Below are 25,940 nucleotides of genomic sequence, written 5' to 3'. Positions count from 1 at the left end.
GAAGGATCGGCGAGGGACCAGGGCGTGGTGCGAAAGGAACGGGAATCCGTCAGATCCGGTCGCCGGGGCGCCGCAGACCGCGCCGCGCGTACCCGGCCGTCGCGGCAGCTCCGAGAGGCGCCGGGTGGTCGATCGGCTGATACCGGCGGTCGAGGCGGCTCATGCGGTACACGGTCCGCTGGAACAGTTCCTCCGCGGTGAGCGCGGGGAAGCGGTGCGGGCGCTCGACCCGGCCGGGGATCGGCAGCGGCGCGAGCGTCGTCCAGGGTGCGGGATGACAGAACTGGGCGATGGACAGGCGCCCTTCGCGCTGTCCGGGGCCTGCGACGACCCGGTGCACCGCGGCCCGCGCGAGCCCGTTGGTCAGCCGGTCGAGGACAGTCCCCACGTTGACGGCGGCGTACCCCTCGGGCACGTCGACGGGAGTCCACTCGTGGTCGATGAGGACTTCGAGTCCTCCGGCGGTGGCCCTTGGCTGCGCGGTGATCAGGTCGGGGTCCCGGTACTCCGCCGCCCGCACCCGGCCCGTGGACGGCACCGGGTCCGACGGGGGGTGCCAGATGGCCCGGTTGACCACCGGACCGTCCTCGAGTATCTCGCCGAAGTAGTCCGGATGGGCGCCGAGGGCGCCCGCCACAGTACGGGCCACGTCGTGCTGGAAGCGCATCATGCGCCCGTGCAGCTCGCGCAGCGCCGAGCCGATGCCGGGTACCAGGTGGTCGGGAAAGTAGGGGGCCGGGTAGCGGGCCGGGAAGCGGACGCGCAGCGGGTGGCCGGCCGGCAGGGTGGGGCCCCAGCGGAAGAGCTCCCCGCGGTCGGCAGTGGTGCTCTTCCCGGCGATCGCCACCTGCGGTGGGGCGTAGCCGGACTGGCCGTCGCCGCCCGGCACCCGGCAGTCGGCCTTGGCCTCCGCGGGCAGGGCGAAGAAGGCACGGAGGAATCCGTGGGCCTCGTCGAGGAGGGATTCCGGCACGGCGCTTCGGACGAGGAAGCTGCCGTCGCGCAACGCGCCGCGGATGTGCTCCCGGTCGCCGTGCGGCCCCAGGGGGATCTCTGTCAGCATGACATGTCCTTGATCAATCCTTATGGGCGGGTCGGGGACGGGTCCCGGTCCGGTCGGCGCCGGCGCGGACGTCGTCGCGGAACGAGGCATCGGGCACTCGAGTCGGCGGCCCCGGTGCTCAACCCCTCGACCGGACGGCGGCGGAGGGTGACCATCCGGACGGTCACCGACGGCTCGGCGAGACTCCGGACGCCCACCGTGCCGTCGCGCGAGCAACCGGCCGGAACCGTTCGCCACGGACTGCCGCGCGGACGATCGGAGCGGAGCGACCGGCCGCGTTCTCCCGCAGGTCGACGCCTCGCACGCCACCGACCTCTCGCCATGACCGCCGGCCGTACCGACACTAAGGACACACCGGCAAGGTCGCGAGCCCTGCCTGCCGGATATGGCAACTTCACTGGCCGTTGGGGCCGGTTGACGCATGGGCGAACTCTCCGGACGGCGCCCGACGCCACCTTGCGGACGAGGGCTGCGCGCATCGCCCCTCGGGCCCGGCCGTTGCGGTGTGGCGGGCTTTCGACGAGGAGCCGGTGAGACTCCACGGCGGACACCGGGCGCGCGAGGTCCCCGCCGAAGCGGCGGGGACCTCGCGTGTGCCGCCCGGCCCGGAACGTGTCGGCCGGTTGCCCGCGCAGGCGGCGGGATCGGGAGCAGGGCACCCCACGCCACGACGTGCAGCCGGTCGCGACACTGGCAAGGCGAGACCCCGCAGATCGGAAGTCGGCCCCCCTCGGCCTCGCGGGACATCGACAGGGTCTCGTCGCCGGTGCGCGTCATCGGCGGCAGCGCACGGCGACCGGGCCGTCCGGCCCCTCACGGAGCATTCGGACCAGGTCACCGGGGGCACGCCTTCCGTGACGACCTCGTGGCCGGACACACGGCCACCGGTCACGGAGTGTGGAGCGGCAGCCCCCGAGGCGTGCCGGGGCAACAGGGCGGTGGGACCGTACGCCCGTGGGTGGGGCCACGGGACCTCGGCGCGTACCCGACGCAGGCGGCGGCGCGTGTGCCCGCAGCGGCTGCGGAACCGGAACACTCCGGGCCATGTCGCCGGCGTGCCCTCGCGCGCGGGCGGGACTCCCGGCCGCGGAGTCCGGGCCCCTCGTCGTCGCGGCGTGCCCTCGCGCGCGGACGGGACTCCCGCACCGCGCGAACGCAAGACCCGCACCTTGCGCCCGCTCGAGAGCACCGCCGCGAGCCACCGCCCAGGCGTCGATGCCGCCGATCGCGTGGACGGGGGGCACCTCACTGTCAGTCGAAGACGGGGCCCCGGGTGCGGCTTCGCTTGAGCTCGGAGAAGCCAGGGGTCCCGGCCACCAGGAGGAGGCCGTCCCACAACCGGGCAGCCGCCTCACCCCTGGGTGCGGGAGTGACCACCGGGCCGAAGAAGGCCAGCCGGCGGCCGTCCGGCCCGGGCAGGGCCACCACCGGAGTGCCCACATCCTGGCCGACCAGGTCGATGGCCTGCTGGTGGGAGGCGCGCACCGCGAGGTCGTAGGTGTCCCGGTCCGCGTGGAGGACGAGGTCCGCGGGCAGGTCGGTCGCCGCCAGCGCGGCGGCCAGGGTCGCGCGGCTCGGGCCGAGTCCCTGGCGGTGGATGCGGGCACCCAGTTCGGTGTAGAAGCGGCCGACCGCCTCACCTCCGAACTTCTCCCGGACGGCGGTGACGACCCGCACCGGCGGCCAGCCCTCGGTGAGCAGCCTCCGGTAGCGCTCCGGTAGGCCCTCCTCCTTGCCTTCGTTGAGAACGGCGAGGCTCAGCACGTGCCAGCGGATGTCGAGGTCGCGCAGGCGTGCGGCCTCCAGGAGCCAGCGGGAGGCCGTCCAGGCCCACGGGCAGACGGGGTCGAACCAGAAGTCGACGGGGGTTCTCGACGCGGGTGACATCTATTCCCCTCCGCGGTGGTCCGCTGTACGCGTCAGCAGGGCGTGGGCAGCGGTCAGGGTCTCCTGTGGCGCGGGAACGGTGCCGCTGACGTGCGGCAGCAGGTCTCCGAGGAGCGCGGCGAGCCGGCCTCCGTTGTCCTGGAGGAAGGAGCACGAACCCTCCCAGAAGGCGGCGCGTATCCGGGTCTCCGTGAGCTGCCCGTCCCCCGCGGCGGCGAGGATCAGGAGCTCGGCGATCCGGCGCTCCAGCGGGCTGGGTGCCCACCTGCCCCCGACCATGTCCTCCGCCAGCAGCGCCACTTGTCGGCGCAGGGCGTCCGGGGTGACGCCGGCCGGGGCGGCGACCGCGGCAGAGCTTCCCGCGGTCTTCGTGGTCTCCGTGGTCTCCGTCATCATGTGGTGATGTCGCTTCCTGTCGTCGTACGGCCGGACGGCCGCGGTCCTCACCGTCGGCGCGGGCGGTCAAGGAAGGACCAAGGCGTGGCGAAGTGCGGCGGCCGATCAGGGGGACGGGACGTCCACGGCGAAGTGGAGGGCGGCGATGCGCATGCGGTGGGCGTGGTAGAAGCGGTGGGCGTCGTGGTTGGCGACCCCGGAGTCGAGTTCGATGCGGACGCAGCCTGCTCGGACGGCACGTGACGTCAGCTCGCCGACCAGGAAGGCACCGGTGCCGGCACCTCGCTGGAACGGGTCGGTGACCAGGTCGTCGATGAACAGCACCCGACCCCTGCTGGTGGCCAGCACACGGTGGCTGCCCACGCCGAGACAGCGGCCGGAGGCCTCGTACGCGGCCGTGAAGACCAGACCCTGACGGTGTGCCTCGTGTGCGAAGGCATCGGCGGCCGCGTCCGTCAAGGCGGGGCGCAGGACGCGCAGCAGGGGGCGCACGTCCGAGGAGAAGCGCGGGTCTTCGGGTGCCACGTCGGACGTGTACCGCATCGGCGAGGGTGTCATGGCGGGCAGCCTACGGGCCTGAACCAGGGCTTCCGCAGCCCGAGTTGACACACCAAGCGACGGACCTGACGGACCGTCCCCGGTTGTGCGGCCGGAACCGTCCGTACAGGTGCGCCGATGCCAGACTCCGGCGCATGCGTGCCGCTTTCATCACCCAGCTCGGCTCACCGGACGTCATTCGCCACGGTGAGCTTCCCCCGCCCGTACCCGGTCCGAACGACGTCCTCGTCGACGTCGAGGTCACCGCGGTCAACCACGTGGACGGCTTCGTCCGCTCCGGAGCATGGCGCACTCCGCTCGAGTTCCCCTTCGTGATCGGTCGCGACCTGGTCGGCACCGTCGCCGCCGTGGGCCCCGGCGCCCCCGGCTTCCGCCCCGGCGACCGCGTCTGGTGCAACAGCCTGGGTCACGACGGCCGCCAAGGGGCCGCCGCCGAACAGGCCGTGGTGGCCGCTGACCGGCTCTACCACCTGCCCGAAGGGGCCGACCCGGTCGCGGCCGTGGCCCTGGCGCACCCGGCCGCCACCGCCCATCTGGCCCTGTTCGCCCACGGAAGGCTGCGGGCCGGTGAGACCGTCGCCGTGCTCGGCGCGGGCGGCAACGTCGGCAGCGCGATCGTGACGATGGCGGCCAGGGCCGGAGCCCGGGTGATCGCCGTCGCCTCCGGCCGGGACGAGGACTACGTCCGCTCGCTCGGCGCCGACGAGGTCGTCGACTACCGGCACAGCGATGTCGCGGACAGGATCCGCACAGCCGCTCCGGCAGGGGTCGACCTCCATGTCGACACCTCGGGGCGCAACGACCTCGACACCGCGGTGGACCTGCTGGCGAGCCGGGGCAGGCTGGTCCTGCTGGCAGGGCTGAGAACCCGGCCGGTACTGCCGGTGGGGCCGCTCTACCTGATGGACCGCTCGGTCCACGGCTTCGCCATCTCGCACGCCGACACCGCCCAGCTCGCCGCTGCCGCCCGGGGCATCAACGGGCTTCTCGCGTCGGGGCACTTGCGCCCCCGCGCCACGGACGTGCTGCCGCTGAGCGAGGCGGCCGAGGCGCACCGCCGGCTCGACGAGGGCAAGGTCCGGGGCAAGCTGGTGCTCGGAGTGCACCGCTGAACCAGCGAGGTGCACCGCCGAACAAGCGAAGTGGACCGCTGGGCAAGCGAAGTGCACCGCCGAACAGGCGAAGTGCACCCGGAAGAACGGCCAAGGCACCGCGAGGTCACCGCCTGTCATGCCGAGCCGAACAGCCGCAGAGCGTCCTGAATTCGACTTGACGGACCCGGAAATCCTTGATTGACGGTTCTTCGCAGCCGTCGGCAGGATTGCCGCCATGACCACCGAAGAAAGCGTCATCAACAATTCTCCGCTCTTCGAACTCGACGCCCGCATTCAGGTTTCCGCGTCTCCTGCGGAAATCTACGCCGTCGTCAGCGACCTCACCCGGAGCAAGGAGTGGAGCCCCGAGTGCATGGGCGGTGAGTGGATAAGCGGCCCACCGTCGGCCGTCGGCTCGGTCTTCCGCGGCGAGAACCTGCGCGGCGAGGACGTGGTCGGCTGGGCACCGCTGGTTCGCGGCACCTGGCACACGGAGGCCCGCGTGGTCGCCGCGGAGCCCGGCAGGACCTTCCGCTGGATGATGCTCACCCACGCCCGGGAGGACCAGGAGTCCATCTGGGGCTTCGACATCGAGGATGCCGGCGACGGCACCTCGTGGCTGATCCACCACTTCCGGATGGGCAGAGCGACCGCCGGTATCCACAAGATCGTCGAGACTCTCGACGAGGGCGCCCGCAAACGGTTCGTGTACGACTGGACAGCAAAGCTGGAGCAGGACCTCGACGACACCCTGAGCCGTATCAGGAACGTCATCGAGAAGAACTGACGCGCCTCGGGATCTCGACGCGCAGCGGCGGTTCGGGGAATCTCCGCGCCCCTCCCGCCCCTCCCCCATCAATTGACGAAATCCACAGTCATGGACGAGAGATCGGGTACATGTTTCTCCAGCGAATAGGAAGCAAGGGAATCCGCCTCGGCACGCTCTTCGAAAGAGCCGCGGCTCGGCACCCGGCGAACTTCGTGGTCCTCGACCACGACCTGGACATCGCCCCGCAGCTCGCACGCCGCTCCACGCTGACCGAACTGGCCGACCTGGTGGACGATTTCGCGTCCCGGCTGTGGGCCGCCCAGGTCCGTCCCGGCGACCACGTCGTGGTGCACAAGAGCGACAACTTCGACATCTCCCTGTTGGCCTGTGCCGTCGCGCGGACCGGCGCCATCCCGGTGCTGCTGTCCCCGAAGCTCGACGGCGCCACCGTGGCCGAGCTGCTGCGCCGGGTCGGGCAGCCGTTCCTCGTGACCGACCAGGACAAGCTCGACAACGATCTGCCGGCCGAGGTCTTCGGGCTCTCCCGCACGGTGCTGCTGGCCGGCGGAGAGCACGAGGGCGCCACCACCCTCGCCTCGCTCGCCGGGGTGGAGCGGGTGCCCGCGGTCGCGATGCCGGTCGACCACCCGACGCTGATCACGCACACCTCCGGCACCACCGGTACGCCGAAGCTGGCCGTACACACCGGTCTCAGCTTCCAGGCCCGCTACCGCCCGCAGGCCGCCGTGGTGGCCACGGCGGTGGCGAAGCGCGAACCGATCGCCGTGCACGTGTCGTTCGTGCACTCGCGGATGTTCACCGCGATGCCGATCTCGATCCTTCAGGGACACCCGCTGATCATCCTGCGGGACGACGACCCGGCGACCGTGGGCGAGCTGTTCAGCCAGGTTCCGCCCGGCTTCATCGAGGCCCACCCCAACACGTTCCTGCGCTGGGAGGTGCTCGCCGACGACCCCCGCGGTCCGCTCGCAAACGTCAAGTACTTCTCCAGCACCTTCGACGCGATCCACCCGCGCACCGTCAACCGCCTGCTGCAGGCCTCCCGCCGGAAGGGCCGCCGGTTCGCCCAGGCGTACGGCCAGAGCGAAGTCGGCCCGATCGCGGCCAGGACCTACTCCCTCAAGGACGGCGCCGACTTCAACGGCCGCTGTGTCGGGGTGCCCTTCCCCGGCATGACCGGGGTACGCGTGGTCAGCCGCGACGGCAACCCGCCCAGCAAGGAGAACCCCGGGTTCATCGAGGTCAGGAGCGACGGCAGGATCGTCACCTACCTCGGCGAACACGAGCGCTGGCAGAAGCAGGTGCACGACGGCTGGTGGCGCATGGGCGACGTCGGTTACCGCACCAGACTGGGCTGTCTGCACCTGCTCGACCGTGAGGTCGACGAGATCCCCGGAGTGCAGTCCACCCTCGAGATCGAGGACAAGCTGTTCACCCGGCTGCCCGAGCTCATCGAGGTCATCATCGTGCCCGGTGCGGACAACCGCCCGGTGCCGGTGGTGTGCACCCGCGAGAACCAGCCGCTCGACCCGATCGCCTGGAAGACCGCGGTCGTCGACCTCCCGGCGCTCGCCGAGCCCGTGCAGTGGCGTCTGGAAGACCTGCCCCAGACGGCCACCACCAAGATCAAGCGTCTTGAGCTGGCCAGGCTGCTGACGTCCGGCGCGGCATAGAACAGCCGCTTCCCCCTCTGTCTCCTCCTGCTCGCAGCCGCGGCCGGTGTCCCACGCACCGGCCGCCGCCTGGCGGTGTCCCGCAGCGGTGACCCGAAGCAGTGACTCGTAGCAGTGACTCGTAGCAGTGTGCCCCGAAACGGAGCCTTTTCATGAACGGAACCCGCCTCGAAGTCTGCATCGTCGGAGCCGGGCCACGTGGTCTGTCGGTCCTGGAGCGGCTGCTGGCCAACGAGCGCCACCGGCCGACGCACCGGACCGTCACCGTCCACGTCGTCGACCCCTCGGCCCCGGGGGCCGGCAACGTCTGGCGTCCTGAGCAGTCGCAGCATCTGCTGATGAACACCGTCGCGTCCCAGATCACCGTCTTCACCGACGACAGCGCCACCATCGAGGGACCCGTCGAGCCGGGCCCGAGCCTGTACGAGTGGGCCAAGAGCCTGGCCCTGCTCGGCGACCCGGCGGACCACGACGCCGAGGTGCTCGCCGAGGCGGAGCGCCTCGGCCCCGACGCCTACCCCACCCGCGCCTTCTACGGCCGCTATCTGCACGACTGCTTCCAGCGGGTGGTGGCGAACGCCCCCGCCCACACGGAGGTCAGGGTCCACCGCTCGCGCGCGGTCGCCATGGCCGACACCCACGGCGTGCCGGGAGGTCCGCAGGGCATACGCCTGGAGGACGGCACCCGGCTCAACGAACTGGACGCCATCGTGATGGCACAGGGCCATGTGCCTGCCAGGCTCTCGGCCCGCGAGGCGCGCACCGCGAGCCTGGCCCGGATCCACCACCTCACCTACATCACCCCCGCCAATCCGGCGGATCTGCCGCTCGACGGCATCGAACCCGGCGAGAACGTGCTGCTGCGCGGCCTCGGCCTCAACTTCTTCGACCACATGGCCCTGTTCACCCTGGGCCGGGGCGGCAGCTTCGAGCGCGTGGACGGCCGTCTGGTGTACCGGGCGTCGGGCAGGGAGCCGCGCCTGTTCGCCTTCTCGCGCCGCGGTGTGCCCTACCACGCCCGGGGCGAGAACCAGAAGGGCGCCACCGGCCGCTACTTCCCGCGGTTGCTCACACCCGAGTACATCGCCGAACTGCGTGAGCGCGCGGCGGACGGCGTCCCGGTCAACTTCACCGTCGACCTGTGGCCGCTGATCTCCCGCGAGGTGCAGAGCGTCTACTACGGAGCGCTCCTCACCGGCCGCGGGGAGGGTCGGCTCCGCGAGAGTTTCACCGAGCGGTTCCTGTCGCTGGCCCCGGACGCGGACGCCGGGGCCCTGCTCGCCGAGTACGGCCTGGGCGCGGACGACCGGTGGGACTGGAAGAAGCTCTCGCGGCCCTACGGGGAGAGACGGTTCGCGGACCGCGACGACTTCACGGACTGGCTGCTCCGGTACCTGCGGCTCGATGTCGAGCACTCCCGGGCGGGCAACGTCTCAGGACCCGTGAAGGCCGCCCTCGACGTACTGCGCGATCTGCGCAACGAGATCCGGCTCGCCGTCGACCACGGTGGGCTGGAGGGCAACTCTCACCGGGACGACCTGGAGGGCTGGTACACACCGCTCAACGCCTTCCTGTCGATCGGCCCGCCGGCCTCCCGGATCGAGGAGATGATCGCACTGATCGAGGCGGGCCTGCTCACCGTGACGGGCCCCGGCACCCAGGTCCGCATCGACACCGCCGCCCAGGTGTACGTGGCCCACTCCACCGTGGTGCCGGGCGAGGCGATCCGCGCCACCACGCTGATCGAGGCGCGGCTGCCGGAGCCCGACCTGCGCCGCACCGACGACCCGCTGCTCCGGCACCTGCTCGACACCGACCAGGCGACACCGTTCCGCATCAAGGGCGAGGCGGGCACCGAGTACGAGACCGGAGGTCTCGCCGTCACCGAACGGCCCTACCGGCTGCTCGACGGCAAGGGCCACGCCCACCCGCGGCGGTTCGCCTACGGTGTGCCCACCGAGTCGGTGCACTGGGTGACGGCGGCCGGTATCCGGCCGGGGGTGGACTCCGTCACCATCGGCGACTCGGACGCGATCGCACGGACCGTCCTGAGCCTCCCCCCGGCCGCCAGTGTCCCCAGCGCGGTCCGGCCGATGGAGACGGACAACGACCTGTTCGGGGTGATCGTGTGACCCGGCTCCCGGCACCGGGGACCGCGCACGAGACGAACGGCGCGCCCGCGGCCGGGGCGCGCTCCGCCCGCACCGCACTGCCACCGGCCGGAGCGCGCCCCGCGGCCGGCCGGCCGGCGGCACCGGAGGCGCTCGCCGACGCCGGGCTGCTCTCCCCGGTCCGGGCCGGCACCCCAGTGGAGGCGGCCGTCAGCGACACGGCGTGGCTGCAGGCCATGCTGGACGCCGAGGCCGCCCTCGCCCGGGCGCAGGCCGGGCTCGGCACGCTGCCGCAGCGGGCCGCCGACGCCATCACGGCGGCGGCCCGCGCCGACCGGCTCGATCTGCGGGCCCTGGCGCTCGCCGCCCGGGAAACAGCGAATCCGGTGGTCGGTCTGGTACAGGCCCTGACCGCGGTGGTGGCGGCCGACGACCCGGCAGCCGCCGAGTACGTGCACCGCGGCTCGACCAGCCAGGACATCCTCGACACCGGCGCGATGCTGGTCGCCGACCGGGCGCTGGGGATCATCCGTGCCGACCTGCGGTCGGCGGCCGCCGCGTTGGGCACGCTCGCCGCCGAGCACCGGGACACCCCGGCGGTGAGCCGTACGCTCGGGCTGCACGCCGTGCCCACCACCTTCGGCCTGCGGGCGGTGAGCTGGCGCCAGCTGCTGCTGGACGCGGAGCGGCGTCTGGGCCGGGTGCAGTCGGACGGACTGCCCGTCTCCCTCGGCGGGGCGGCCGGCACGCTCGCCGGCTATCTGGAGTACGCGGCGATCGGCGCAGGAGGGCTCCGACCCGAGCCCGGCGCGTATCTGGACCGTCTGGTGGACGCGTTCGCCAAGGAGACGGGTCTGACCCCTCCGGTGCTGCCCTGGCACGCGCTGCGTACGCCGATGGCCGATCTGGCGGCCGCGCTCGGCTTCACGGCCGGTGCGCTGGGCAAGATCGCCGTCGATGTGCAGTCGCTGGCCAGGACCGAGGTGGGGGAGATCGCCGAGCCCGGTGCGGCGGGGCGGGGCAGCTCGTCGGCGATGCCGCACAAGCGCAACCCGGTGCTGGCCACGCTGGTGCGCAGCGCCGCGCTCCAAGTCCCGGTTATCGCATCCGGCTTGACGCAGTGCCTGGTCTCCGAGGACGAGCGCTCCGCGGGTGCCTGGCACGCCGAGTGGCAACTGCTGCGGGAGTGTCTGCGGCTGACCGGCGGCGCTGCCCACACGGCCGTGGAGCTCACCGCGGGCCTGGAGGTGCGGCCCAGGCGAATGCGCGAGAACCTCGGCCTGACCGGCAGCCAGGTGGTGTCGGAGCGGATCGCGGCCGTACTCGCCCCGCTGATCGGCAAGGCGCCGGCCAAGCGGCTCCTGACCGACGCCACCGCGACGGCCACCCGCACCGGCCGGCCGCTGGCCGAGGTGCTCCGGGCGCTGCCCGACCTGCCGGAGGGGATCACCGGCGACGGACTCGCCGCGCTCTGCGATCCCGCCGGGTACACCGGCGCAGCCTCCGCCCTGGTGGACCGCGCCCTGCGCGCATGACGCCCTTCCGTCCCGCCCCGGTGCGTCGGCACGCGCGGGGGCGGGCTCCCCAATCGTGGAAATACGCGTGGAAGCCGCGTGGAAAGCCGAGGAGAAGATGACCACCGGACGTGTCTCCGGACGATGGATCGAGGGCTGGGATCCGGAGAACGAGGAAAAGTGGGAGCGCACCGGCAAGCGGATCGCCCGCCGCAACCTGGTGCTCTCCGTTCTCTCCGAGCACATCGGCTTCTCGGTATGGAGCATGTGGTCGGTCCTGGCGCTGTTCCTGTCGGACGAGATCGGCCTCGGTTTCGCGGCCGACGAGAAGTTCCTGCTCGTGGTCGTTCCGGTGCTGGTCGGCGCGCTGCTCCGGTTGCCGTACAGCTATGCGGTGACCCGTTTCGGCGGGCGCAACTGGACGGTGTTCTCCACGGCCGTGCTCCTGGTGCCCGCCTCGCTCACGACGTACTTCGTGCAGCGCCCGGGCACCCCGTTGTGGATCTTCCTGCTGATCGGCGCGAGCGCCGGTCTCGGCGGCGGCAACTTCGCCTCGTCGATGCGGAACATCACCGCCTTCTACCCGCAGCGGCACCAGGGCTGGGCCCTCGGCCTGAACGCGGGCGCCGGCAACCTCGGGGTCGCGGTCGTGCAGTTGCTCGGCCTGCTGGTGATCTCCACGGTCGGCGACACCCACCCGGCGTACGTCGCCGGTTTCTATCTGCCCCTGATCGTCCTGGCATCGCTGCTCGCGACCCTGCGGATGGACAACGTCGCGATGGTGCGCACCGAGCGCGGCGCTCAGCGGGAGGCGGCCCGCGACCTCCACACATGGTGGATCTCCCTGCTCTACGTGGGCACCTTCGGATCGTTCATCGGCTTCGGCTTCGCCTTCGGGCTGGTCCTGCAGTCCCAGTTCGGGTCCACACCGCTGGAGGCCGCCTCGTTCACCTTCCTCGGTCCGCTCCTGGGCTCGGTGACACGTCCGTTCGGCGGCCGCCTCGCCGACCGGTGCGGTGGCGCGAGGGTCACCCTGTGGAGCTTCGCCGGCATGGCCGCGAGCATCGTGGTACTCCTCTGGGCGACCCACGCGGCCTCGTTCCCGCTGTTCGTGGCGGGGTTCAGCGTCCTGTTCGTGATGAGCGGCATCGGCAACGGCTCGACGTACAAGATGATCCCCTCGGTGTTCGCCCGGCAGGCGGAGAACGCGGTCACCTCGGGCCGGGACGCCGCCGAGGCCTTCGCGAGGGCCCGCCGGCTCTCCGGCGCGGTGATCGGCATCGCCGGAGCGGTGGGCGCGCTCGGCGGGGTCGCCATCAACCTGGCGTTCCGGTCCGCGTACGGCTCCCTCGGCACCGGTGAACCCGCGTTCTACGCCTTCCTCGCCTTCTACGCGGTGTGCGCGGTAGTGCTCCGGACGGTGTACCTCCGGGACGGCCTGACCCGGTCGCCGGCCGTCGCGCCGCGCAAGGAGGCCCTCCGTGTCCACTGAGGAGTCCACTCCGACGGCGATGACCCACTGCCCGTACTGCGCGCTGCAGTGCGCCACACTGCTCTCCGGCGCCGACGCGCCCTCGGCGACCGTACGCCCGGACCCCGTGTTCCCCGTCAACCGGGGCGGGTTGTGCCAGAAGGGCTGGACGGCGCCCGAGGTACTGCGGGCCCCCGACCGGCTGCGCACCCCGATGGTGCGCGGCCCGGACGGCGAGCTGACGCCGACGGACTGGGACGACGCCCTCGACCTGGTGGCCGACCGCCTGCGCGAGCTGCGCGCCCGGCACGGTGCCGACGCGGTCGGCGTGTTCGGCAGCGGCGGTCTGACCAACGAAAAGGCCTACGCACTGGGCAAGTTCGCCAGGGTGGCCCTCGCCACCAGCCAGATCGACTACAACGGCCGCTTCTGCATGTCCTCGGCCGCCGCGGCCGCGAACGCGGCCTTCGGCCTTGACCGCGGACTGCCTTTTCCCGTAAGCGACCTGGGCGAGGCGGACGTCGTCCTGCTCGCCGGATCCAATCCGGCCGAGACCATGCCTCCGCTGATGCGCCATCTGGAGCGACCGCAGCTGATCGTGGTCGATCCGCGGGCCACCCGGACCGCCGAGCGCGCCGCGCTGCACCTGCGGCCCGCGCCCGGCACCGACCTCGCCCTGGCCCTGGGCCTGCTGCACCTCGCGGTCACCGAGGGACAACTCGACGAGGAATACGTCGAGGAGCGGACCGCCGGCTTCGAAGATGCCTGGCAGCAGGCGGTGGCGTGGTGGCCGGAACGGGTCGAGCGGATCACCGGGGTGCCCGCCTCGGACCAGCGCGAGGCGGTGCGGCTGCTGGCCGAGGCGCCGCGGGCGTACGTACTGACCGGGCGCGGCGCCGAGCAGCACAGCAAGGGCTCCGACACCGCCGCGGCCTTCGTCAACCTGGCGCTCGCACTCGGCCTTCCGGGCCGGATCGGCAGCGGCTACGGCACCCTCACCGGCCAGGGCAACGGCCAGGGTGGCCGCGAGCACGGCCAGAAGGCCGACCAACTGCCCGGCTACCGAATGATCAGCGACCCCGATGCCCGGGCGCATGTGGCCGGGGTCTGGGGAGTGGACGCCGCCGCACTGCCCGGGCCGGGACGCAGCGCCTTTGAACTCCTCGACGCGCTCGGCACCGCGCAAGGGCCCCGGGCGCTCCTGGTGTTCGGGTCCAATCCCGTGGTCTCCGCGCCCCGCGCCGCGCACGTCGCGGACCGGCTCTCCGCCCTCGATCTGCTGCTGGTCGCGGACTTCGTGCCCTCCGAGACCGCGGCGCTCGCCGATGTGGTGCTGCCGGTCGCGCAGTGGGCCGAGGAGGAAGGAACGATGACCAATCTGGAGGGCCGGGTGCTGCGCCGCCGCCCCCTGCTCAGACCCCCGCAGGGGGTACGGACCGACCTGGAGGTGCTGCAGGGCCTCGCCGTGCGTCTGGGCCAGCCCGCGCACCGGTTCCCCACCGCGCCCCGGGAGGTATTCGCCGAGCTGCGCCGCGCCTCGGCCGGCGGCCGGGCCGACTACTCCGGCATCAGCTACGACCGGCTGGACGCGGGCGAGGTCCTGCACTGGCCGTGCCCGGAGGGCGACGAGGCGCACCCGGGCACGCCGCGGCTCTTCCTCGACCGCTTCGCGCATCCGGACGGGCGGGCGCGGTTCGCGTCGGTGGACCACCGGCCCTCCGCCGCCGTCCCGGACGCCACGTTCCCACTGCTCGCGACGACCGGCCGGCTGCTCGCCCACTACCAGTCGGGCGCGCAGACCCGGCGCGTGCCAGCCCTGCTGGCCGCCGCGCCCGACCCCTTCGTCGAGGTGCACCCCGACACCGCTCTGCGGTACGGGCTCGCCGACGGCGAACCGGCCGTGGTGCGTTCGGCCCACGGCAGCGTCGAGGCGCGGGTGCGGCTGTCCCGGGCGCTGCGCGCCGACACGGTGTTCCTGCCCTTCCACTTTCCAGGGCAGGGCACGGCCAACCTGCTCACCGGTTCCGCGCTCGATCCCCGCAGCAGGATGCCGGAGTTCAAGGTGACCGCGGTCGCCGTCACGCCCTCGGTCGCCTCAGACGCCACCGGAGGTGAGGCACCATGAGGACCATCGTCGTCGCCGGCAACGGCCCGGCCGCCCACCGTCTCGCCCGGCAGCTGCGCCGGCGCGGCCACCGCGGTGCCCTGACCCTGGTAGGCGCGGAGCCGGCACCGGCGTACAACCGTGCGCTGCTCGGCTCGGTCCTCGACGGGGCCCTGCGGCCCCGGCAGCTGACGCTGCCGGCGCTGCCGGACGACGTACGGGTGGTGACGGGCACCCGGATCACTTCGGTCGACCGCGCGCACCGGGTGGCGCACACCGACGACGGCTGCCGCCTCCCCTACGACACCCTGGTGCTGGCCACCGGTGCCCGCCCCCGCATCCCGGAGGTGCCCGGAGTGCGCACCGCGTCCGGTGCCCTGTCCGAAGGGGTGCGCACGGTCCGCACCGCGGCCGACTGCGGTCCCCCCGTGGAAGGTCCCGTGGTGGTGCTGGGGGGCGGGGTGCTGGGCGTCGAGGCGGCCCTGGCGCTGCGCCGTGCCGGCCATGAGACGGCTCTTGTGCATCCGTCCGCACATCCCCTGGACGACCATCTCGACGCCACGGCCGGCGCCATGCTCACCGAGCGGCTGACCTCTCGTGGTGTCCTCGTCCACCTGGGGCGCAGCGCTGTCCAGTACCTCCCCGGCAAGCTGCTGCTCGACGACGGGCAGATCCTCGGGGCCTCGACCCTGCTGCTGTGCACCGGCACCACCCCCGACACGGAACTGGCCGCGTCCTGCGGGCTGACGGTCCGCGGAGGCGTCCTGGTGGACGGGCTGCTGCGGACCGACGACCCGTTCGTCCACGCGATCGGCGACTGCGTGTCCTTCCCCGGAGCGCCGCACGGCTCCCTCACACACGCCTGGGAGCAGGCGGACGCCCTGGCCCGGATCCTCACCGAGGGCCCGTCCGCCCCCTACCGCCCCGGCGGACGGTCGCTGCGTCTGCGCAGCCCCGGCACGGACGTCCTGGTTCTCGGCAGCCCCGAGGGCGCCGCGGACGGGGCAGTGCCCTTCGACGAGACGGTGTCCTTCGTCGACCGGGCGGGCTGCCGCTACGCCCGGCTGATCCTGCGCGGCGGCCGGGTCAGCCACGCGGTGCTGCTGGGCCTCTCCCCCGCCGTCGCCGCCGTGAGCCAGCTCTACGACCGGGACGATCCGCTGCCTCCCGACCGGTTGGCGCTGCTGCTCGGCAGGGACGACGGGTACGCCGGCGGCGCCGAGCCACCGGAGCACCTCGTGGTCTGCCACTGCAACAACGTCACCGGCAAGGACCTCACCGACGCGTTTCACCAGGGGGCGCACGATGTCACCGCGCTCGCCGGCGCCACCCGCGCGACCACGGGCTGCGGAAGCTGCGCCCCGGTGGTCCGCGCGCTGTGCGCGACCCTCGGCAGGCGCGCCCACGACCAGAGCCGCGCCGTTGACGAGAGCCGCGCGGACGACAAGAGACAAGGGAGCACACCTCCATGACCCGCACGCTCGTTGTCGTCGGTCACGGAATGGCCGGGCATCGACTCGCCGAGGAGATGCTGAGGGACCCCGCGCAGGAACGCTGGCGGATCGTGGTGCTCGGCGAGGAGCCGCGGCCTGCGTACGACCGGGTCGCGCTCTCGTCGCTGCTGGGCGGGCGCACCGCTGACCAGCTCGGTCTGGCGACACCGGGGTTTCTCGGTGACCCGCGGCTCGAGCTGCGACTGGGCACGCCCGTGACCGGTGCCGACCGGCGCGCGCGCACCGTCAGCTGTGCGGACGGGTCCCGGGTCGGATACGACGCGCTGGTCCTGGCCACCGGTTCGCGGCCGTTCGTGCCGCCCGTGCCAGGACACGACCTGCCCGGATGCTTCGTTTACCGGACGGTGGAGGATGTCGAGGCCATCCGCGCCGCGGCCGTCCCCGGCCGTCCCGCCGTGGTGGTCGGCGGCGGTCTGCTCGGCCTGGAGGCCGTGGGCGGCCTTCGGCGGCTCGGGATGCGGACCCATGTCGTGGAACTGGCGCCTTGGCTGATGTCCCAGCAGATCGACGCCGGCGGCGGCCGGGTCCTCGCCCGGCTGATCGGGCAACTCGGGGTACGGGTGCACTGCGGCCGGACCCTGCGCACGGTCGAACCAGGGCCGGACGGGCGGGTGCACGGGGTGGCCCTCGACGACGGCACCGCACTGGACACCCCGCTCGTGGTCTTCTCGGCGGGTGTTCGGCCCCGAGACGACCTCGCCGCCCCCCTCGGTCTCGCACGGGGCGAGCGCGGCGGCTTCCTGGTGGACGAGCACTGCCGCACCGCGGACGAGCGCATCTGGGCGATCGGCGAGTGCGCCGCAGTGGCCGGGCGCTGCGTCGGCCTGGCCGCACCCGGCTACCGGATGGCCGAGAGCGTCGCACGCCGGCTGCTCCACGGCGCGGGCCCCGCCCTCACCGGCGCCGACACCTCGGCCAGGCTGAAACTCCTGGGAGTGGACGTCGCCGGGTTCGGTGACGCCCATGCCCGTTCCGAGGGGGCGCTGGAGTTCATCCGGGACGACCACGGCGCGGGCAGCTACGCCAAGGTGGTCCTCGCAGCGGACGGCCGAACCCTGCTCGGCGGTGTCCTCGCGGGAGACGCGCGCGCCTACCCGGCGCTACGGGCCCTGCTCGGCCGGGAACTTCCGATGGCACCGGAGCGGTTGCTCACCGAGGCGCATCGCTGACTCAGGACACGCCGAACGGCACGACCGGTATGGGGAGCCTGCCGGGCGCCCTGGGGGGAAGGGGCGCCCGGCAGGCTGTCGGGTCCACGCGTCCGGGGGGACGGACAGGGAGGGCGGACCCGCGTTCTCGAGGCGGGTCAGCCGTCGTAGGGGCGGCGCGCCTTGGCCTCCTTGGTGGCCGTCGCCCACCAGCTGAGCTTGTCCCACAGCACCTTCGCCGCCGCCTCGGCGTCGGTCGGGTCGATCAGCGCGCCGTTCTCGTCGAACTGTCCCCACGGGCCGTGGAAGCTGACGGCGTCGCGCACCGGGACCGCGTGCAGCTCGGTGAAGATGTGCTTGAGCTGCTGGACCGCGCGCAGACCGCCGGCCAGGCCGCCGTAGCCGACGAAGCCGACCGGCTTCGCGTGCCACTCCATCTGTGTCCAGTCCGCGGCCACCTTCAGCGATGCCGGGAAGCTGTGGTTGTACTCCGGGGTCACGATGACGAATCCGTCGGCCTCGGCGAGCCGCGCTGAGAACGCGCGGTGCATCTCGGCGACCTCGGGGGTCGGCTCGTCGGTGAGGGCGGTCGGCAGCGGGAAGTCCGCCAGGTCGATCAGGTCGGTCTCGACGTCATCGCGCTGGGCGGCGGTACTGATGAACCAGTTGGCGATCGTCGGGCCGAAGCGCCCTTTTCGGACGCTCGCCAGGATTACGGCCACACGGATACGCTCGCTCGACATTCCAGTCCCCATTCACGGCTCCACAGCGGATCATTTGCTTGACCAACAGTCAAACAAACCCGCTTGCAGGTTTTCAATCGTCATCGAAGACTTCGATGAGCCGGCAGGTGGGGACCTGCGGACCACGCGGCGCAGGCCCGCCGGAGGCCGGACACGCTCTCGCGGTGCGACGCGTGTCCGGCGTCCGGCGGGCAACCGGTGCCTTCGCCGATGCCCTCCGCCGCTAGCGGGACACCTGCGGCTCCTGCACGGCGTCCCGCTCCGCCCTGATGGACTCGGCCAGCAGGCGGACCAGTTCGAGCCGCTTGATCTTCGCGGTCGCGGTGCGCGGCAGCTCGGCGAGGGTGCGCTGGAGCGGCTCGGCCAGCGGCGGCTGGTCGGCGACGGCCGCGGCCCAGCGGGCCGGGTCGAGGGGCCTGTCGTCACGGGTGCAGACGACCGGAACGGCCTCCTGGTCCGGCCCGGGCACGATGACCAGCTCGGTCAGTTCCTCCAGCCTGTGCAGCACCGCGTCCTCGACCTCGAGCGTGGAGTCGATGCCGGGGATGACGTCGACCTCGCGGTCCAGCAGGTGCAGACAGCCCCACTTGGTGCGGTACCCGACGTCGCCGCCGCGCCACCACTCGCCGATGACCTGCTTGTCGAAGCGCTCCTGCTCGCCGAAGTACGTCAGCGCACGGCCTGCCGTGGAGACGTCGATGTAGCCGGGCGACTCCTTGGTCGGCGGCTTCCCGTCCCGGCTCACCAGCCGGTACTTGGTCATGCCGGGTGTCGGATAGCCCTGGCAGCGGCCGTCGGCCTTCAGGGCGTTTCGGCGGCGGTACGTACGGGCCGCCAGCGGACCGCACTCGCTCTGTCCGTACACCTGCAGGAAGACGGGGTGGTCCCGGTCGGTCGCGTGCAGGAACTTGTGCATGGTGCTGGGGTGGATCGCGTCGAAGGTGCTGTTGAAGTACTTGACGTTGGAGATGGGCCGGCGGGGGTCGTCGAGCATCGCCTCCCACTCCAGGAACGAGTTGGGGTGGGTCTCCAGAACGCCTGGCCGGTGCTTGACGAGGACGTCGGCCACATGTGCCGGAGAGGCGTCGTTCATGAACACCATGGGCATACCGCGCAACTGCAGTACAGCCAGACCGAGATACATGCGCGAGTGCACGTAGGACACGTGCATGGCGACGGTCTCGCGCTTGCGGATCAACCGGACGACCTTGTTCTGCCAGTTGCCGCGGGCACCGAGCGAACGCGCCGAGTGGACCACCAGCTTCGGGATGCCGGTGGTGCCGGAGGTGTGCGTCATCAGTGCCGGCTGGTCCGGGGCGAGCAACACCGGTTGCCGCTCCGGCGCCCCGGCGAAGTCGGCGAGCGGGACGGCGCCGGGGTACGACCCCACCGCCGTGAGGACCCGCGTCGTCAGCTCCGCGAGTGGCGAGTCGGCCAGCTCACCGGACAGCTTGGCCTCGTCGGTGAGGAGCGTGGAGCCCTGGAGCCGCTGCAAGAGCTTGTCGATGGTGGGGCCGTCCAGATGGGGCGAGAGCATCACCGGCACCGCGCCGATCCGGGCGACGGCGCAGGCGAGGACGGTGATGTCGAAGTTGGAGGTCTTGTAGATGGCGACATGCTCGCTGGGCCGCACCCCTGCGGCCCAGAGCCGGTTGGCGGTCTCCGCGACATGGCCGGCGAACTCCCTGACGGTCAGCTTGCGGCCGGCCTCGGGGAATGCCTCCATGTCGTGGTCAAGAGTGATCGGGGTGTTGCCGTGCTTCACGGCGGCACGGTCGGACATCACCCCGAGGTACAGGAACTTCTTGCTCTGCGGAACCTTGAACATCAGGATTTCTTCCCCATCTTGAAGTCGACTCGCGAACTCAGGCATCGCTCCCTATTAAATTGCCACGCGGCGCAGGCACGAAGAAGTCGTGACCCGGTAATGCGTCAGCTCGGTCCGAACGGCCGAAAGGCACACAGCGGGAAGGCCGGACCGCCGTGCTGCGGTCCGGCCTTCCGGGAATTGCGCGAGGGGGTTCCTTCACGCCTTTCGCAGGCCCGTTCGCAGGGCCTCGGCCACCTCGAGGGTCCGCACGGTCTGGTAGCCGACGGCGGCGAGGTTGTCGTCCGTGACGTTCTGCGCCAGGTGACCGGGAATGGCCTGCAGTCCGGAGGTGGCGCTCACCCCGTACGGATTGCCGTTGCTCGGCGTCAGCAGGATGTCGTCGGTCACGCCGGGCGGCACGATGATGGCGCCCCAGTGGTAGAAGACGTTGCTGAGGGACAGGACGGTGGACTCCTGGCCGCCGTGCGGGGTACCCGTCGACGTGAACACGGACATCGCCTTGTTCATCAGGCCGCGCCGGGCGTGCAGCTCGAAGGTCTGGTCGATGAAGTGCTTGAGCGGTCCCGCGAGCAGGCCGTACCGGCCCGGGGTGCCCCAGACGACCGCGTCGGCCCAGTCCAGGTCGTCGATCGTGGCCACCTCGACGTCCCGGCTCGCGCTGACGTGCTCGGTGTTCGCCTGGGACCATTCTTGGTAGTTGGGCGCGAGCGGCTCATCGGTGATCTCGGCGACCCGGCGAAGGCGCACCTCGGCGCCGGCCTTGTCGGCCGCCTCCGCCGCCGCGACGGCCATCTTGTGAATATTGCCGGTGGCCGAGTAGTAAACGATGGCGACCTTGGTCATGAGCGTGCTGCTCCTTTGCTGGGGTGCTCGCGCCGAAGCCGGCTGCGAACTCAACACCTTCTGGCTACTGTATCGACGACATATCCTGTCGTGGATAGCGGCACCCGGCAGGAGAATGCGAGTAATCCGTCAAGTCAGCCGTGCTCGACGCCGGGCGGGTTGTCGATGACGTAGCGCCACAGCCCGTCGGAGCCACGCCGCGCCACATCGGTGGCCGTCCCCTCGATGTGCACCCGCTCACCGTCCGGATTGGTGCCGTCGATGACGAAGTCGCCTATCACCAGGGCGATGTCGTCGTAGACGTAGGTGTGCCGGACCGAGATGTCTATGGGGACGCCGAGGCTCAGAAAGCTGCTGGTGGCCTGGCGGCGTCCGTCGCCGGTCACGACGACGCCGGGGGTGAGCACGCGTACCGCCTCGGGCTCGAAGAGCCGGTCGATCGCGTCAAGATCCTTGGCGTTGAAGGCTTCCACGAAGACTTCAGGTAGTCGTGCCGGATCGCTGACAGCCATTCTCGCTCCTGTGTGAAGAGATCGGTCGGAGGACGGCAGAGCGCCCTTCCGTCCCCGTCGCTGCGCGGGGCGGGGCCGGAGTCAGGCTTCGCGGTACGTGCGGTTGCTCCGTCGTGCGGTGGGTGGGTGGTGCGATTGCCCCGTCATGCGGTGGATCGGTGGAGCCGCACGTCGGTCAAGCGGGGTGTCAGTCGAGTTGGACGCCGGTGCTGCCCTCCGGCAGTACCGGCGGTGTGGGCAACCGGTCGAGACGGAAGCCGAAGTACTTCTCGTACGCGGCCAGGACGGCGGCGCCGTCCGCCAGCACCTGCCGCGTGCGCTCGCCGCGCTCGGTGCGGGTCAGCACGTTGCCCTTGAGCGTGACGCGGCCCTCGAGCGTGGGCAGCGAGCAGAACAGGTCCTGGCGGAACGGGGAACCCGGGAAGGTCCGGAACCACCACAGGGTGGGGCCGAAGTCCTCGATCCGGCACGGCCTGGGGTCCACCAGGTACAGCGGCGTTCCGTCCAGGGCGAGCTGAAGTCCTCCGGCGGTCTCGGTCAGCTCATAGCTGCCGTGCGGATCCTGCTGCGGCCCGGCGAGGCCGATCCGCAGCGGCCGCCGGCTGTTGCGGCGGAACCCGGCGTCCACGAGCCAGGAGGAGCCGTCGGGCAGGTCGACGCGGAGCACCAGATGCCCCTGGCGCGAGCCGAGGCCGTCGGGCCGGTGGACCTGCGCGGGCAGGATGCGCACGGTGTACCCCAGGGCTTCGAGGAGGAGTCCGAGTGCCGGATTGATCTCGTAGCAGCCACCGCCACGGCGCCGGTGCACGATCTTGTCCAGGACCCGCTCGTCCATGACGATGTCCGTGTCCTGGTCGAAGTGGTAGTCCAGGTTCTCGAACGGCACCGAGAGAACGTGGCGTTCCTGCAGCCGCCGCAGTGCCGCCGAATCGGCCCGCTCGGGGCGCTCGGCCCCGATGCGTTCCAGATAGGCGTCCACCAAGCTCTCGCCGATCACGACGCACTCACCTTCCTTCCCACTCGCCTTCCCGCTTGCCTTCCCACTTCCCGTCCCACTTCGCGTCGGTCCTTCCGAGTCCGGCCTCAGCCGGCGGAGGGGACGGGGACCGGGACGGACACGGTGGCGGACGTGTTGAGCGCCGCGGCGACCTCGATCGTGCGGCGGGTCTGGTAGGCGATGGCGCCGATGTTCTCCTCATGGACGAACCCGGGGCGGTTGCCCGCGACGGTGCCGGCGCCGTAGGGGTTGCCGTTGTTCTTCTCGTAGAGGACGGCATCGGTGGAGCCGGTTGCCACGATGACCGATCCCCAGTGGCAGATCGCGTTGTGCAGCGCGAGGATCGTGGTCACCTGACCGCCGTGCTCGGCGGAGCCGGAGGCGAAGGCGGAGACGGCCTTGTTGAGCAGCTTCCCGGGGATGGAGAGCGCCGAGGTGGTGTTGATGAACTGCATCAGCTGCGGTGCGGCCAGGCCGAAGTGCACCGGCGAGCCGAGCAGGATGGCGTCCGCCCACTCCAGGTCGTCCAGGCTTGCCTCGGGTATGTCCGCGGTGGCCGCGGCGTGTTCCTTCGAACCGGCCCGGCCGGTGGCGGCGAACTCCGCGACCCGGCGCAGGCGGACCTCGGCGCCTTCCTTGGCGGCCGCCTCGGCGGCGGCCTCGGCGAGCCGGTGGGTCGAGCCGGTCGAGGAGTAGTAGATGACGGCGACATTGGTCATGGTCAAGGGCTCCCTGAGCATACGGAGGGTGCGGACGATGAGGACGCAACGAATGGTGTTGCGGCGGGCCGGACCGTCGCAACGACGTGCCCGGCAGTACGTCAAGTCCTGCGGGCGGCCCGCACGGCGAGGCCGACCCCGAAGGCGGCGACTGCGAGAGCCACCGCCAGGGCCAGCGCGAGCTGCCCGAACCCGTCCAGGAGTCCCGGGAGTTGGGCGCCCGCACCGGCCCCCACGTTCAGCGTGAAGCCGTACAGGGCGATGGCGGTGGTCTGCGCGGCCCCGGCCTGGCTGCCGACGGCCTGGATGAGGGCAGGTCCGAGCGTGGAGAAGCCCAGCATGAAGACGAACAGGGCGCCACCCAGCAGCACCGCGTCGCCCCCGCCGTAGCCGACGGCGAGCATCGCGGCGCCGGTGACGGCGAGCGCGCCGAACGCACGGTGCGGGGCCCTGAAGCGACCGAGCGCGGGCGCGAGCAGGACTGCGATGACCAGCGCCGGCAGGGCGCTGGCACGCAGCGCGAGCATCGCGGCCCCGCTGTCCGCCACCTCCGGCGGCCCGTAGAGCTCCACGCCGGTGTAGAGCGCGGTGAGGGCGCCCGCACCGACGAGGATGACCAGGTAAAGCGGCACGACGCGGCCCGACAGCGCGCCTCGGGTGGCGCCGCGGCCGGCGGCGGGCCGCGCGACGGCGGGCACGAACGGCGGGTCGGGGAGCAGCACCCGCCAGGTGACGGCGGCACCCGCCAGCAGCAGCGGCACAGTCACCCAGAACACCGAGGTCCAGCCGAGCAGCGACTCCAGGAGCTGCGCCTCGACCTGGCCGAGTACCACGGTGGCGCCCATGCAGGCGGAGACCACGGTCAGGGCGAGCGGCACGCTCTCCTTCGCGACGCGGGCGTGGACGTACGCGTACGCCATCGGGATGAAGGAGCCGGCGAACAGCCCCTGGAGGGCGCGAAGGGCGACGCCGGTACTCAGGTCCGAGACGAGCGGCACCAGGGCCGTGACGACGGCCATCGCGAGGACGTTGGCGACCATCACGGTGCGCCGCCCCCAGCGGTTGGAGAGCGGCCCGCTGACGAGCGAGCCCACGGCGTGGGCGAGGGCGAAGGCGGTGGTGGACAGGGCGGCCGACGCGGTCGGGACCTGCCACGCGTCCGCGATCTGCGGCATCAGCGGGATGGTCACATACATCTGCCCGACCACGAGCACGCCCATCAGGGACACCGTCGCCACGGTCGCGGCGAGCGGTGCCGTCTTCGAAGTCGCCTCGAGGACCTTTGAGTTCGGCATACAACGATCCTCTTGGCGGGCGGGGCGGGGCGACAACCCGGGACACCGTCATCCGTCAGGTCGCCGCACCCGCCCGGGGTGTTCCCGGAACCGCAGAACCCCCGCACCACGGGGGACATGGGTGCGGGGGCTGCATCCGGGCGCGGGCCGAGGACCGGCGACGAGCGCTCCGGACGGCGGGTCAGACCTGGACGGTCTGCGGCTCGTCGGCGGCCGGGGTGGCCTTCGGAGCCGAGTTGGCGGTCTTCCTCTCCGGCTTGGAGAGGCCGAGGGAGACCAGGGCGGTCAGGCCGATACCCGCCGCGGCGAGGAAGACCGCGGTGCGCAGGCCGTCGGTGGTGGCGGTGGTGAGCGCCCCGCCGCTCAGACCCTCCAGGCCCGAGTTGGCGACGGCCACCAGGACGGCGAGGCCGACGGCGCCACCGATCTGCTGGGTGGTGGAGGCGGTGCCGGAGGCGATGCCCTGCTCCATCGGGTCGACGCCGACGGTGGCGGCACCGAACATCAGGGTGTAGCCGGCGCCCTGGCCGATGCCCATCACGATCATGCCGGGGACGAGTGCCGGGTAGGAGGTGTCGGTGGCGAGGGTCAGACCCACGATCACCGTGCCGACCAGGCCGACGACCAGGCTGGCGATCATGATCGCGCGGATGCCGTACCTGGTGGCCAGACGGCCCGCGGTCTGGGCGCCGACGGCGATGGCGACCATCGGGACCAGGAAGGCGAGGCCGGTCTCCAAGGCACTGTAACCCTGCACGCCCTGGAAGTAGACGGTGAGGAAGTAGAGCAGGGTCCCGAACGTGGCCATGTAGAGGAAGGTCACGGCGCTGCCGGTGCTCAGATTGCGGTTGCGGAGCAGGCGCATCGGCATCAGCGGGTCACTGCTGCGCTGCTCGATGACGAAGAACGAGACCAGCAGAACCGCACCGACGGCCAGGGCGCCCAGGACGGTCGAGGAAGCCCAGCCCGACTCGGGGCCCTGGACCAGGGCGAAGACGACGGCGGTGGTACCGATCGTGGCGGTGAGCGCGCCGGCCAGGTCGAAGCGCCGACGAACCTCGCCGAGGACGTCCGGCGCGATCAGCGGAACGGCGAACAGGATCGCGACGAGGGCCAGCGGGACGTTCACGAAGAACACCGACTCCCAGCCGAAGGCCTCGGTGAGCACGCCGCCGAGCAGCGAGCCCACGATCATGCCGGAGCCACCGGCGGTCCCCCAGACGGCGAAGGCGCGGTTGCGCTCCTTCCCCTCGGCGAACTTGGTGGAGACCAGCGTCAGCGTGGCCGGGAAGAGGAAGGCGCCGCCGATGCCCTGCACCGCTCGGGCGGCGATGAGCATTTCGGGCGAGGTCGCGAGGCCTCCGACGAGCGAGGAGACGCCGTACAGGGACAGGCCGAGGATGAACATCCGGCGCGGGCCCCACAGGTCGCACGCACGTCCGCCGAGGAGCAGGAATCCACCGAAGGCGACCGCGTATGCACTGATCACCCACTGCAGGTTCTGGGCGGAGAACCCGAGATCGGAGCCGATCTCCGGCAGGGCGACGTACACGATGTTGTAGTCGATGGAGATGATGAGCTGGGCGAATGCCAGCAGCGCCAGGAGGAGACCCGGCCGGCGACGCGGCGCCTCGGTGACGGCTCCTGTGGCCGAAGACGGCATGACTGTGCCTTTCC

At 71.9% G+C, this 25,940-nt stretch carries 21 protein-coding genes; 9 read left to right on the top strand and 12 right to left on the bottom strand.

The window, feature by feature from the left end:
- Window positions 1-49: 49 nt before the first annotated feature.
- The 4 genes from QMZ92_RS02715 to QMZ92_RS02700 all read right to left on the bottom strand — a co-directional run bounded on the left by QMZ92_RS02715 (window position 50) and on the right by QMZ92_RS02700 (window position 3,904).
- Entirely contained in the window at window positions 50-1,063 is a 1,014-nt protein-coding gene (locus QMZ92_RS02715) for a 2OG-Fe(II) oxygenase family protein (protein ID WP_283295604.1), read from the bottom strand.
- Between the two features lie 1,251 nt (window positions 1,064-2,314).
- Window positions 2,315-2,950, bottom strand: a complete 636-nt coding sequence (locus QMZ92_RS02710; protein ID WP_283295603.1) for a mycothiol-dependent nitroreductase Rv2466c family protein — start codon at window positions 2,948-2,950, stop codon at window positions 2,315-2,317.
- Window positions 2,951-3,343 carry a hypothetical protein gene (locus QMZ92_RS02705; protein WP_283295602.1) on the bottom strand — a complete coding sequence of 131 codons (393 nt, stop codon included), beginning with the start codon at window positions 3,341-3,343 and terminating at the stop codon, window positions 2,951-2,953. It abuts the gene before it with no gap.
- A 108-nt stretch (window positions 3,344-3,451) separates the two neighbouring features.
- Entirely contained in the window at window positions 3,452-3,904 is a 453-nt protein-coding gene (locus QMZ92_RS02700) for a GNAT family N-acetyltransferase (RefSeq protein ID WP_283295600.1), read from the bottom strand.
- Between the two features lie 134 nt (window positions 3,905-4,038).
- Between QMZ92_RS02700 and QMZ92_RS02695 the strand changes: the two genes are divergently transcribed.
- From QMZ92_RS02695 to QMZ92_RS02655, 9 genes are all read left to right on the top strand, one after another.
- The gene (locus QMZ92_RS02695; RefSeq protein WP_283295599.1) at window positions 4,039-5,016 is read left to right on the top strand and encodes an NADPH:quinone reductase; all 978 of its coding nucleotides are present in this window, start codon (window positions 4,039-4,041) and stop codon (window positions 5,014-5,016) included.
- Window positions 5,017-5,233: 217 nt separating this feature from the next.
- A complete protein-coding gene (locus QMZ92_RS02690) occupies window positions 5,234-5,785 on the top strand; it encodes an SRPBCC family protein (RefSeq protein ID WP_283295598.1) in 552 nt (183 codons plus the stop codon).
- Between the two features lie 110 nt (window positions 5,786-5,895).
- Complete coding sequence (locus QMZ92_RS02685; RefSeq protein ID WP_283295597.1) at window positions 5,896-7,461, top strand: class I adenylate-forming enzyme family protein; 1,566 nt, start codon at window positions 5,896-5,898, stop codon at window positions 7,459-7,461.
- 152 nt (window positions 7,462-7,613) lie between these two features.
- Complete coding sequence (locus QMZ92_RS02680; protein ID WP_283295596.1) at window positions 7,614-9,593, top strand: FAD/NAD(P)-binding protein; 1,980 nt, start codon at window positions 7,614-7,616, stop codon at window positions 9,591-9,593.
- Window positions 9,594-9,670: 77 nt separating this feature from the next.
- Window positions 9,671-11,107, top strand: a complete 1,437-nt coding sequence (locus tag QMZ92_RS02675; RefSeq protein ID WP_283295709.1) for a nitrosuccinate lyase — start codon at window positions 9,671-9,673, stop codon at window positions 11,105-11,107.
- A 97-nt stretch (window positions 11,108-11,204) separates the two neighbouring features.
- Entirely contained in the window at window positions 11,205-12,578 is a 1,374-nt protein-coding gene (locus QMZ92_RS02670; RefSeq protein WP_283295595.1) for a nitrate/nitrite transporter, read from the top strand.
- Window positions 12,579-12,597: 19 nt separating this feature from the next.
- On the top strand, window positions 12,598-14,682 hold the full coding sequence (locus QMZ92_RS02665; RefSeq protein WP_283295708.1) for a molybdopterin oxidoreductase family protein: 2,085 nt from the start codon (window positions 12,598-12,600) through the stop codon (window positions 14,680-14,682).
- Window positions 14,679-16,133, top strand: coding sequence for an FAD-dependent oxidoreductase (locus tag QMZ92_RS02660; protein WP_283295594.1), 1,455 nt, complete (start codon window positions 14,679-14,681; stop codon window positions 16,131-16,133). Before QMZ92_RS02665 ends, QMZ92_RS02660 begins: the two co-directional genes overlap by 4 nt.
- Window positions 16,130-17,344: an NAD(P)/FAD-dependent oxidoreductase gene (locus QMZ92_RS02655; protein ID WP_283295593.1), complete on the top strand. Its 1,215-nt coding sequence runs from the start codon at window positions 16,130-16,132 to the stop codon at window positions 17,342-17,344. The genes QMZ92_RS02660 and QMZ92_RS02655 overlap by 4 nt, the downstream gene beginning before the upstream one ends.
- 137 nt (window positions 17,345-17,481) lie before the next feature.
- Here QMZ92_RS02655 and QMZ92_RS02650 read toward each other — a convergent pair whose 3' ends face one another.
- The 8 genes from QMZ92_RS02650 to QMZ92_RS02615 form a co-directional block, all read right to left on the bottom strand.
- A complete protein-coding gene (locus QMZ92_RS02650) occupies window positions 17,482-18,066 on the bottom strand; it encodes an NADPH-dependent FMN reductase (protein WP_138051864.1) in 585 nt (194 codons plus the stop codon).
- A gap of 223 nt (window positions 18,067-18,289) precedes the next feature.
- Complete coding sequence (locus tag QMZ92_RS02645) at window positions 18,290-19,894, bottom strand: class I adenylate-forming enzyme family protein (RefSeq protein WP_283295592.1); 1,605 nt, start codon at window positions 19,892-19,894, stop codon at window positions 18,290-18,292.
- A gap of 198 nt (window positions 19,895-20,092) precedes the next feature.
- Window positions 20,093-20,740 (bottom strand): NAD(P)H-dependent oxidoreductase, encoded by a 648-nt coding sequence (locus QMZ92_RS02640; protein ID WP_283295591.1) that lies wholly within the window; start codon window positions 20,738-20,740, stop codon window positions 20,093-20,095.
- Between the two features lie 134 nt (window positions 20,741-20,874).
- Entirely contained in the window at window positions 20,875-21,252 is a 378-nt protein-coding gene (locus tag QMZ92_RS02635; protein WP_283295590.1) for a YybH family protein, read from the bottom strand.
- Window positions 21,253-21,439: 187 nt separating this feature from the next.
- On the bottom strand, window positions 21,440-22,249 hold the full coding sequence (locus tag QMZ92_RS02630) for an arylamine N-acetyltransferase family protein (RefSeq protein ID WP_283295589.1): 810 nt from the start codon (window positions 22,247-22,249) through the stop codon (window positions 21,440-21,442).
- Between the two features lie 86 nt (window positions 22,250-22,335).
- Window positions 22,336-22,968 carry an NAD(P)H-dependent oxidoreductase gene (locus QMZ92_RS02625; protein ID WP_283295588.1) on the bottom strand — a complete coding sequence of 211 codons (633 nt, stop codon included), beginning with the start codon at window positions 22,966-22,968 and terminating at the stop codon, window positions 22,336-22,338.
- Window positions 22,969-23,069: 101 nt separating this feature from the next.
- Window positions 23,070-24,263: an MFS transporter gene (locus QMZ92_RS02620; protein ID WP_283295587.1), complete on the bottom strand. Its 1,194-nt coding sequence runs from the start codon at window positions 24,261-24,263 to the stop codon at window positions 23,070-23,072.
- A gap of 181 nt (window positions 24,264-24,444) precedes the next feature.
- Window positions 24,445-25,926 carry an MFS transporter gene (locus QMZ92_RS02615; protein WP_283295586.1) on the bottom strand — a complete coding sequence of 494 codons (1,482 nt, stop codon included), beginning with the start codon at window positions 25,924-25,926 and terminating at the stop codon, window positions 24,445-24,447.
- Window positions 25,927-25,940 lie beyond the last annotated feature (14 nt).

The organism is Streptomyces sp. HNM0645 (assembly GCF_030056615.1).
Taxonomy (GTDB): domain Bacteria; phylum Actinomycetota; class Actinomycetes; order Streptomycetales; family Streptomycetaceae; genus Streptomyces; species Streptomyces marianii.
The sequence above is the reverse complement of the archived record's forward strand: the minus strand, read 5'-3'. Positions and strand labels throughout refer to the sequence as shown.

What these genes read in the sequence shown, in the direction of transcription:
- QMZ92_RS02700 (WP_283295600.1), bottom strand. Translation starts at nt 3,904, where the DNA reads ATGACACCCTCGCCGATGCGGTACACGTCCGACGTGGCACCCGAAGAC.
- QMZ92_RS02710 (WP_283295603.1), bottom strand. Translation starts at nt 2,950, where the DNA reads ATGTCACCCGCGTCGAGAACCCCCGTCGACTTCTGGTTCGACCCCGTC.
- QMZ92_RS02705 (WP_283295602.1), bottom strand. Translation starts at nt 3,343, where the DNA reads ATGACGGAGACCACGGAGACCACGAAGACCGCGGGAAGCTCTGCCGCG.
- QMZ92_RS02715 (WP_283295604.1), bottom strand. Translation starts at nt 1,063, where the DNA reads ATGCTGACAGAGATCCCCCTGGGGCCGCACGGCGACCGGGAGCACATC.
- QMZ92_RS02680 (WP_283295596.1), top strand. Translation starts at nt 7,614, where the DNA reads ATGAACGGAACCCGCCTCGAAGTCTGCATCGTCGGAGCCGGGCCACGT.
- QMZ92_RS02695 (WP_283295599.1), top strand. Translation starts at nt 4,039, where the DNA reads ATGCGTGCCGCTTTCATCACCCAGCTCGGCTCACCGGACGTCATTCGC.
- QMZ92_RS02685 (WP_283295597.1), top strand. Translation starts at nt 5,896, where the DNA reads ATGTTTCTCCAGCGAATAGGAAGCAAGGGAATCCGCCTCGGCACGCTC.
- QMZ92_RS02650 (WP_138051864.1), bottom strand. Translation starts at nt 18,066, where the DNA reads ATGTCGAGCGAGCGTATCCGTGTGGCCGTAATCCTGGCGAGCGTCCGA.
- QMZ92_RS02620 (WP_283295587.1), bottom strand. Translation starts at nt 24,263, where the DNA reads ATGCCGAACTCAAAGGTCCTCGAGGCGACTTCGAAGACGGCACCGCTC.
- QMZ92_RS02655 (WP_283295593.1), top strand. Translation starts at nt 16,130, where the DNA reads ATGACCCGCACGCTCGTTGTCGTCGGTCACGGAATGGCCGGGCATCGA.
- QMZ92_RS02660 (WP_283295594.1), top strand. Translation starts at nt 14,679, where the DNA reads ATGAGGACCATCGTCGTCGCCGGCAACGGCCCGGCCGCCCACCGTCTC.
- QMZ92_RS02645 (WP_283295592.1), bottom strand. Translation starts at nt 19,894, where the DNA reads ATGTTCAAGGTTCCGCAGAGCAAGAAGTTCCTGTACCTCGGGGTGATG.
- QMZ92_RS02625 (WP_283295588.1), bottom strand. Translation starts at nt 22,968, where the DNA reads ATGACCAATGTCGCCGTCATCTACTACTCCTCGACCGGCTCGACCCAC.
- QMZ92_RS02665 (WP_283295708.1), top strand. Translation starts at nt 12,598, where the DNA reads ATGACCCACTGCCCGTACTGCGCGCTGCAGTGCGCCACACTGCTCTCC.
- QMZ92_RS02640 (WP_283295591.1), bottom strand. Translation starts at nt 20,740, where the DNA reads ATGACCAAGGTCGCCATCGTTTACTACTCGGCCACCGGCAATATTCAC.
- QMZ92_RS02690 (WP_283295598.1), top strand. Translation starts at nt 5,234, where the DNA reads ATGACCACCGAAGAAAGCGTCATCAACAATTCTCCGCTCTTCGAACTC.
- QMZ92_RS02615 (WP_283295586.1), bottom strand. Translation starts at nt 25,926, where the DNA reads ATGCCGTCTTCGGCCACAGGAGCCGTCACCGAGGCGCCGCGTCGCCGG.
- QMZ92_RS02635 (WP_283295590.1), bottom strand. Translation starts at nt 21,252, where the DNA reads ATGGCTGTCAGCGATCCGGCACGACTACCTGAAGTCTTCGTGGAAGCC.
- QMZ92_RS02670 (WP_283295595.1), top strand. Translation starts at nt 11,205, where the DNA reads ATGACCACCGGACGTGTCTCCGGACGATGGATCGAGGGCTGGGATCCG.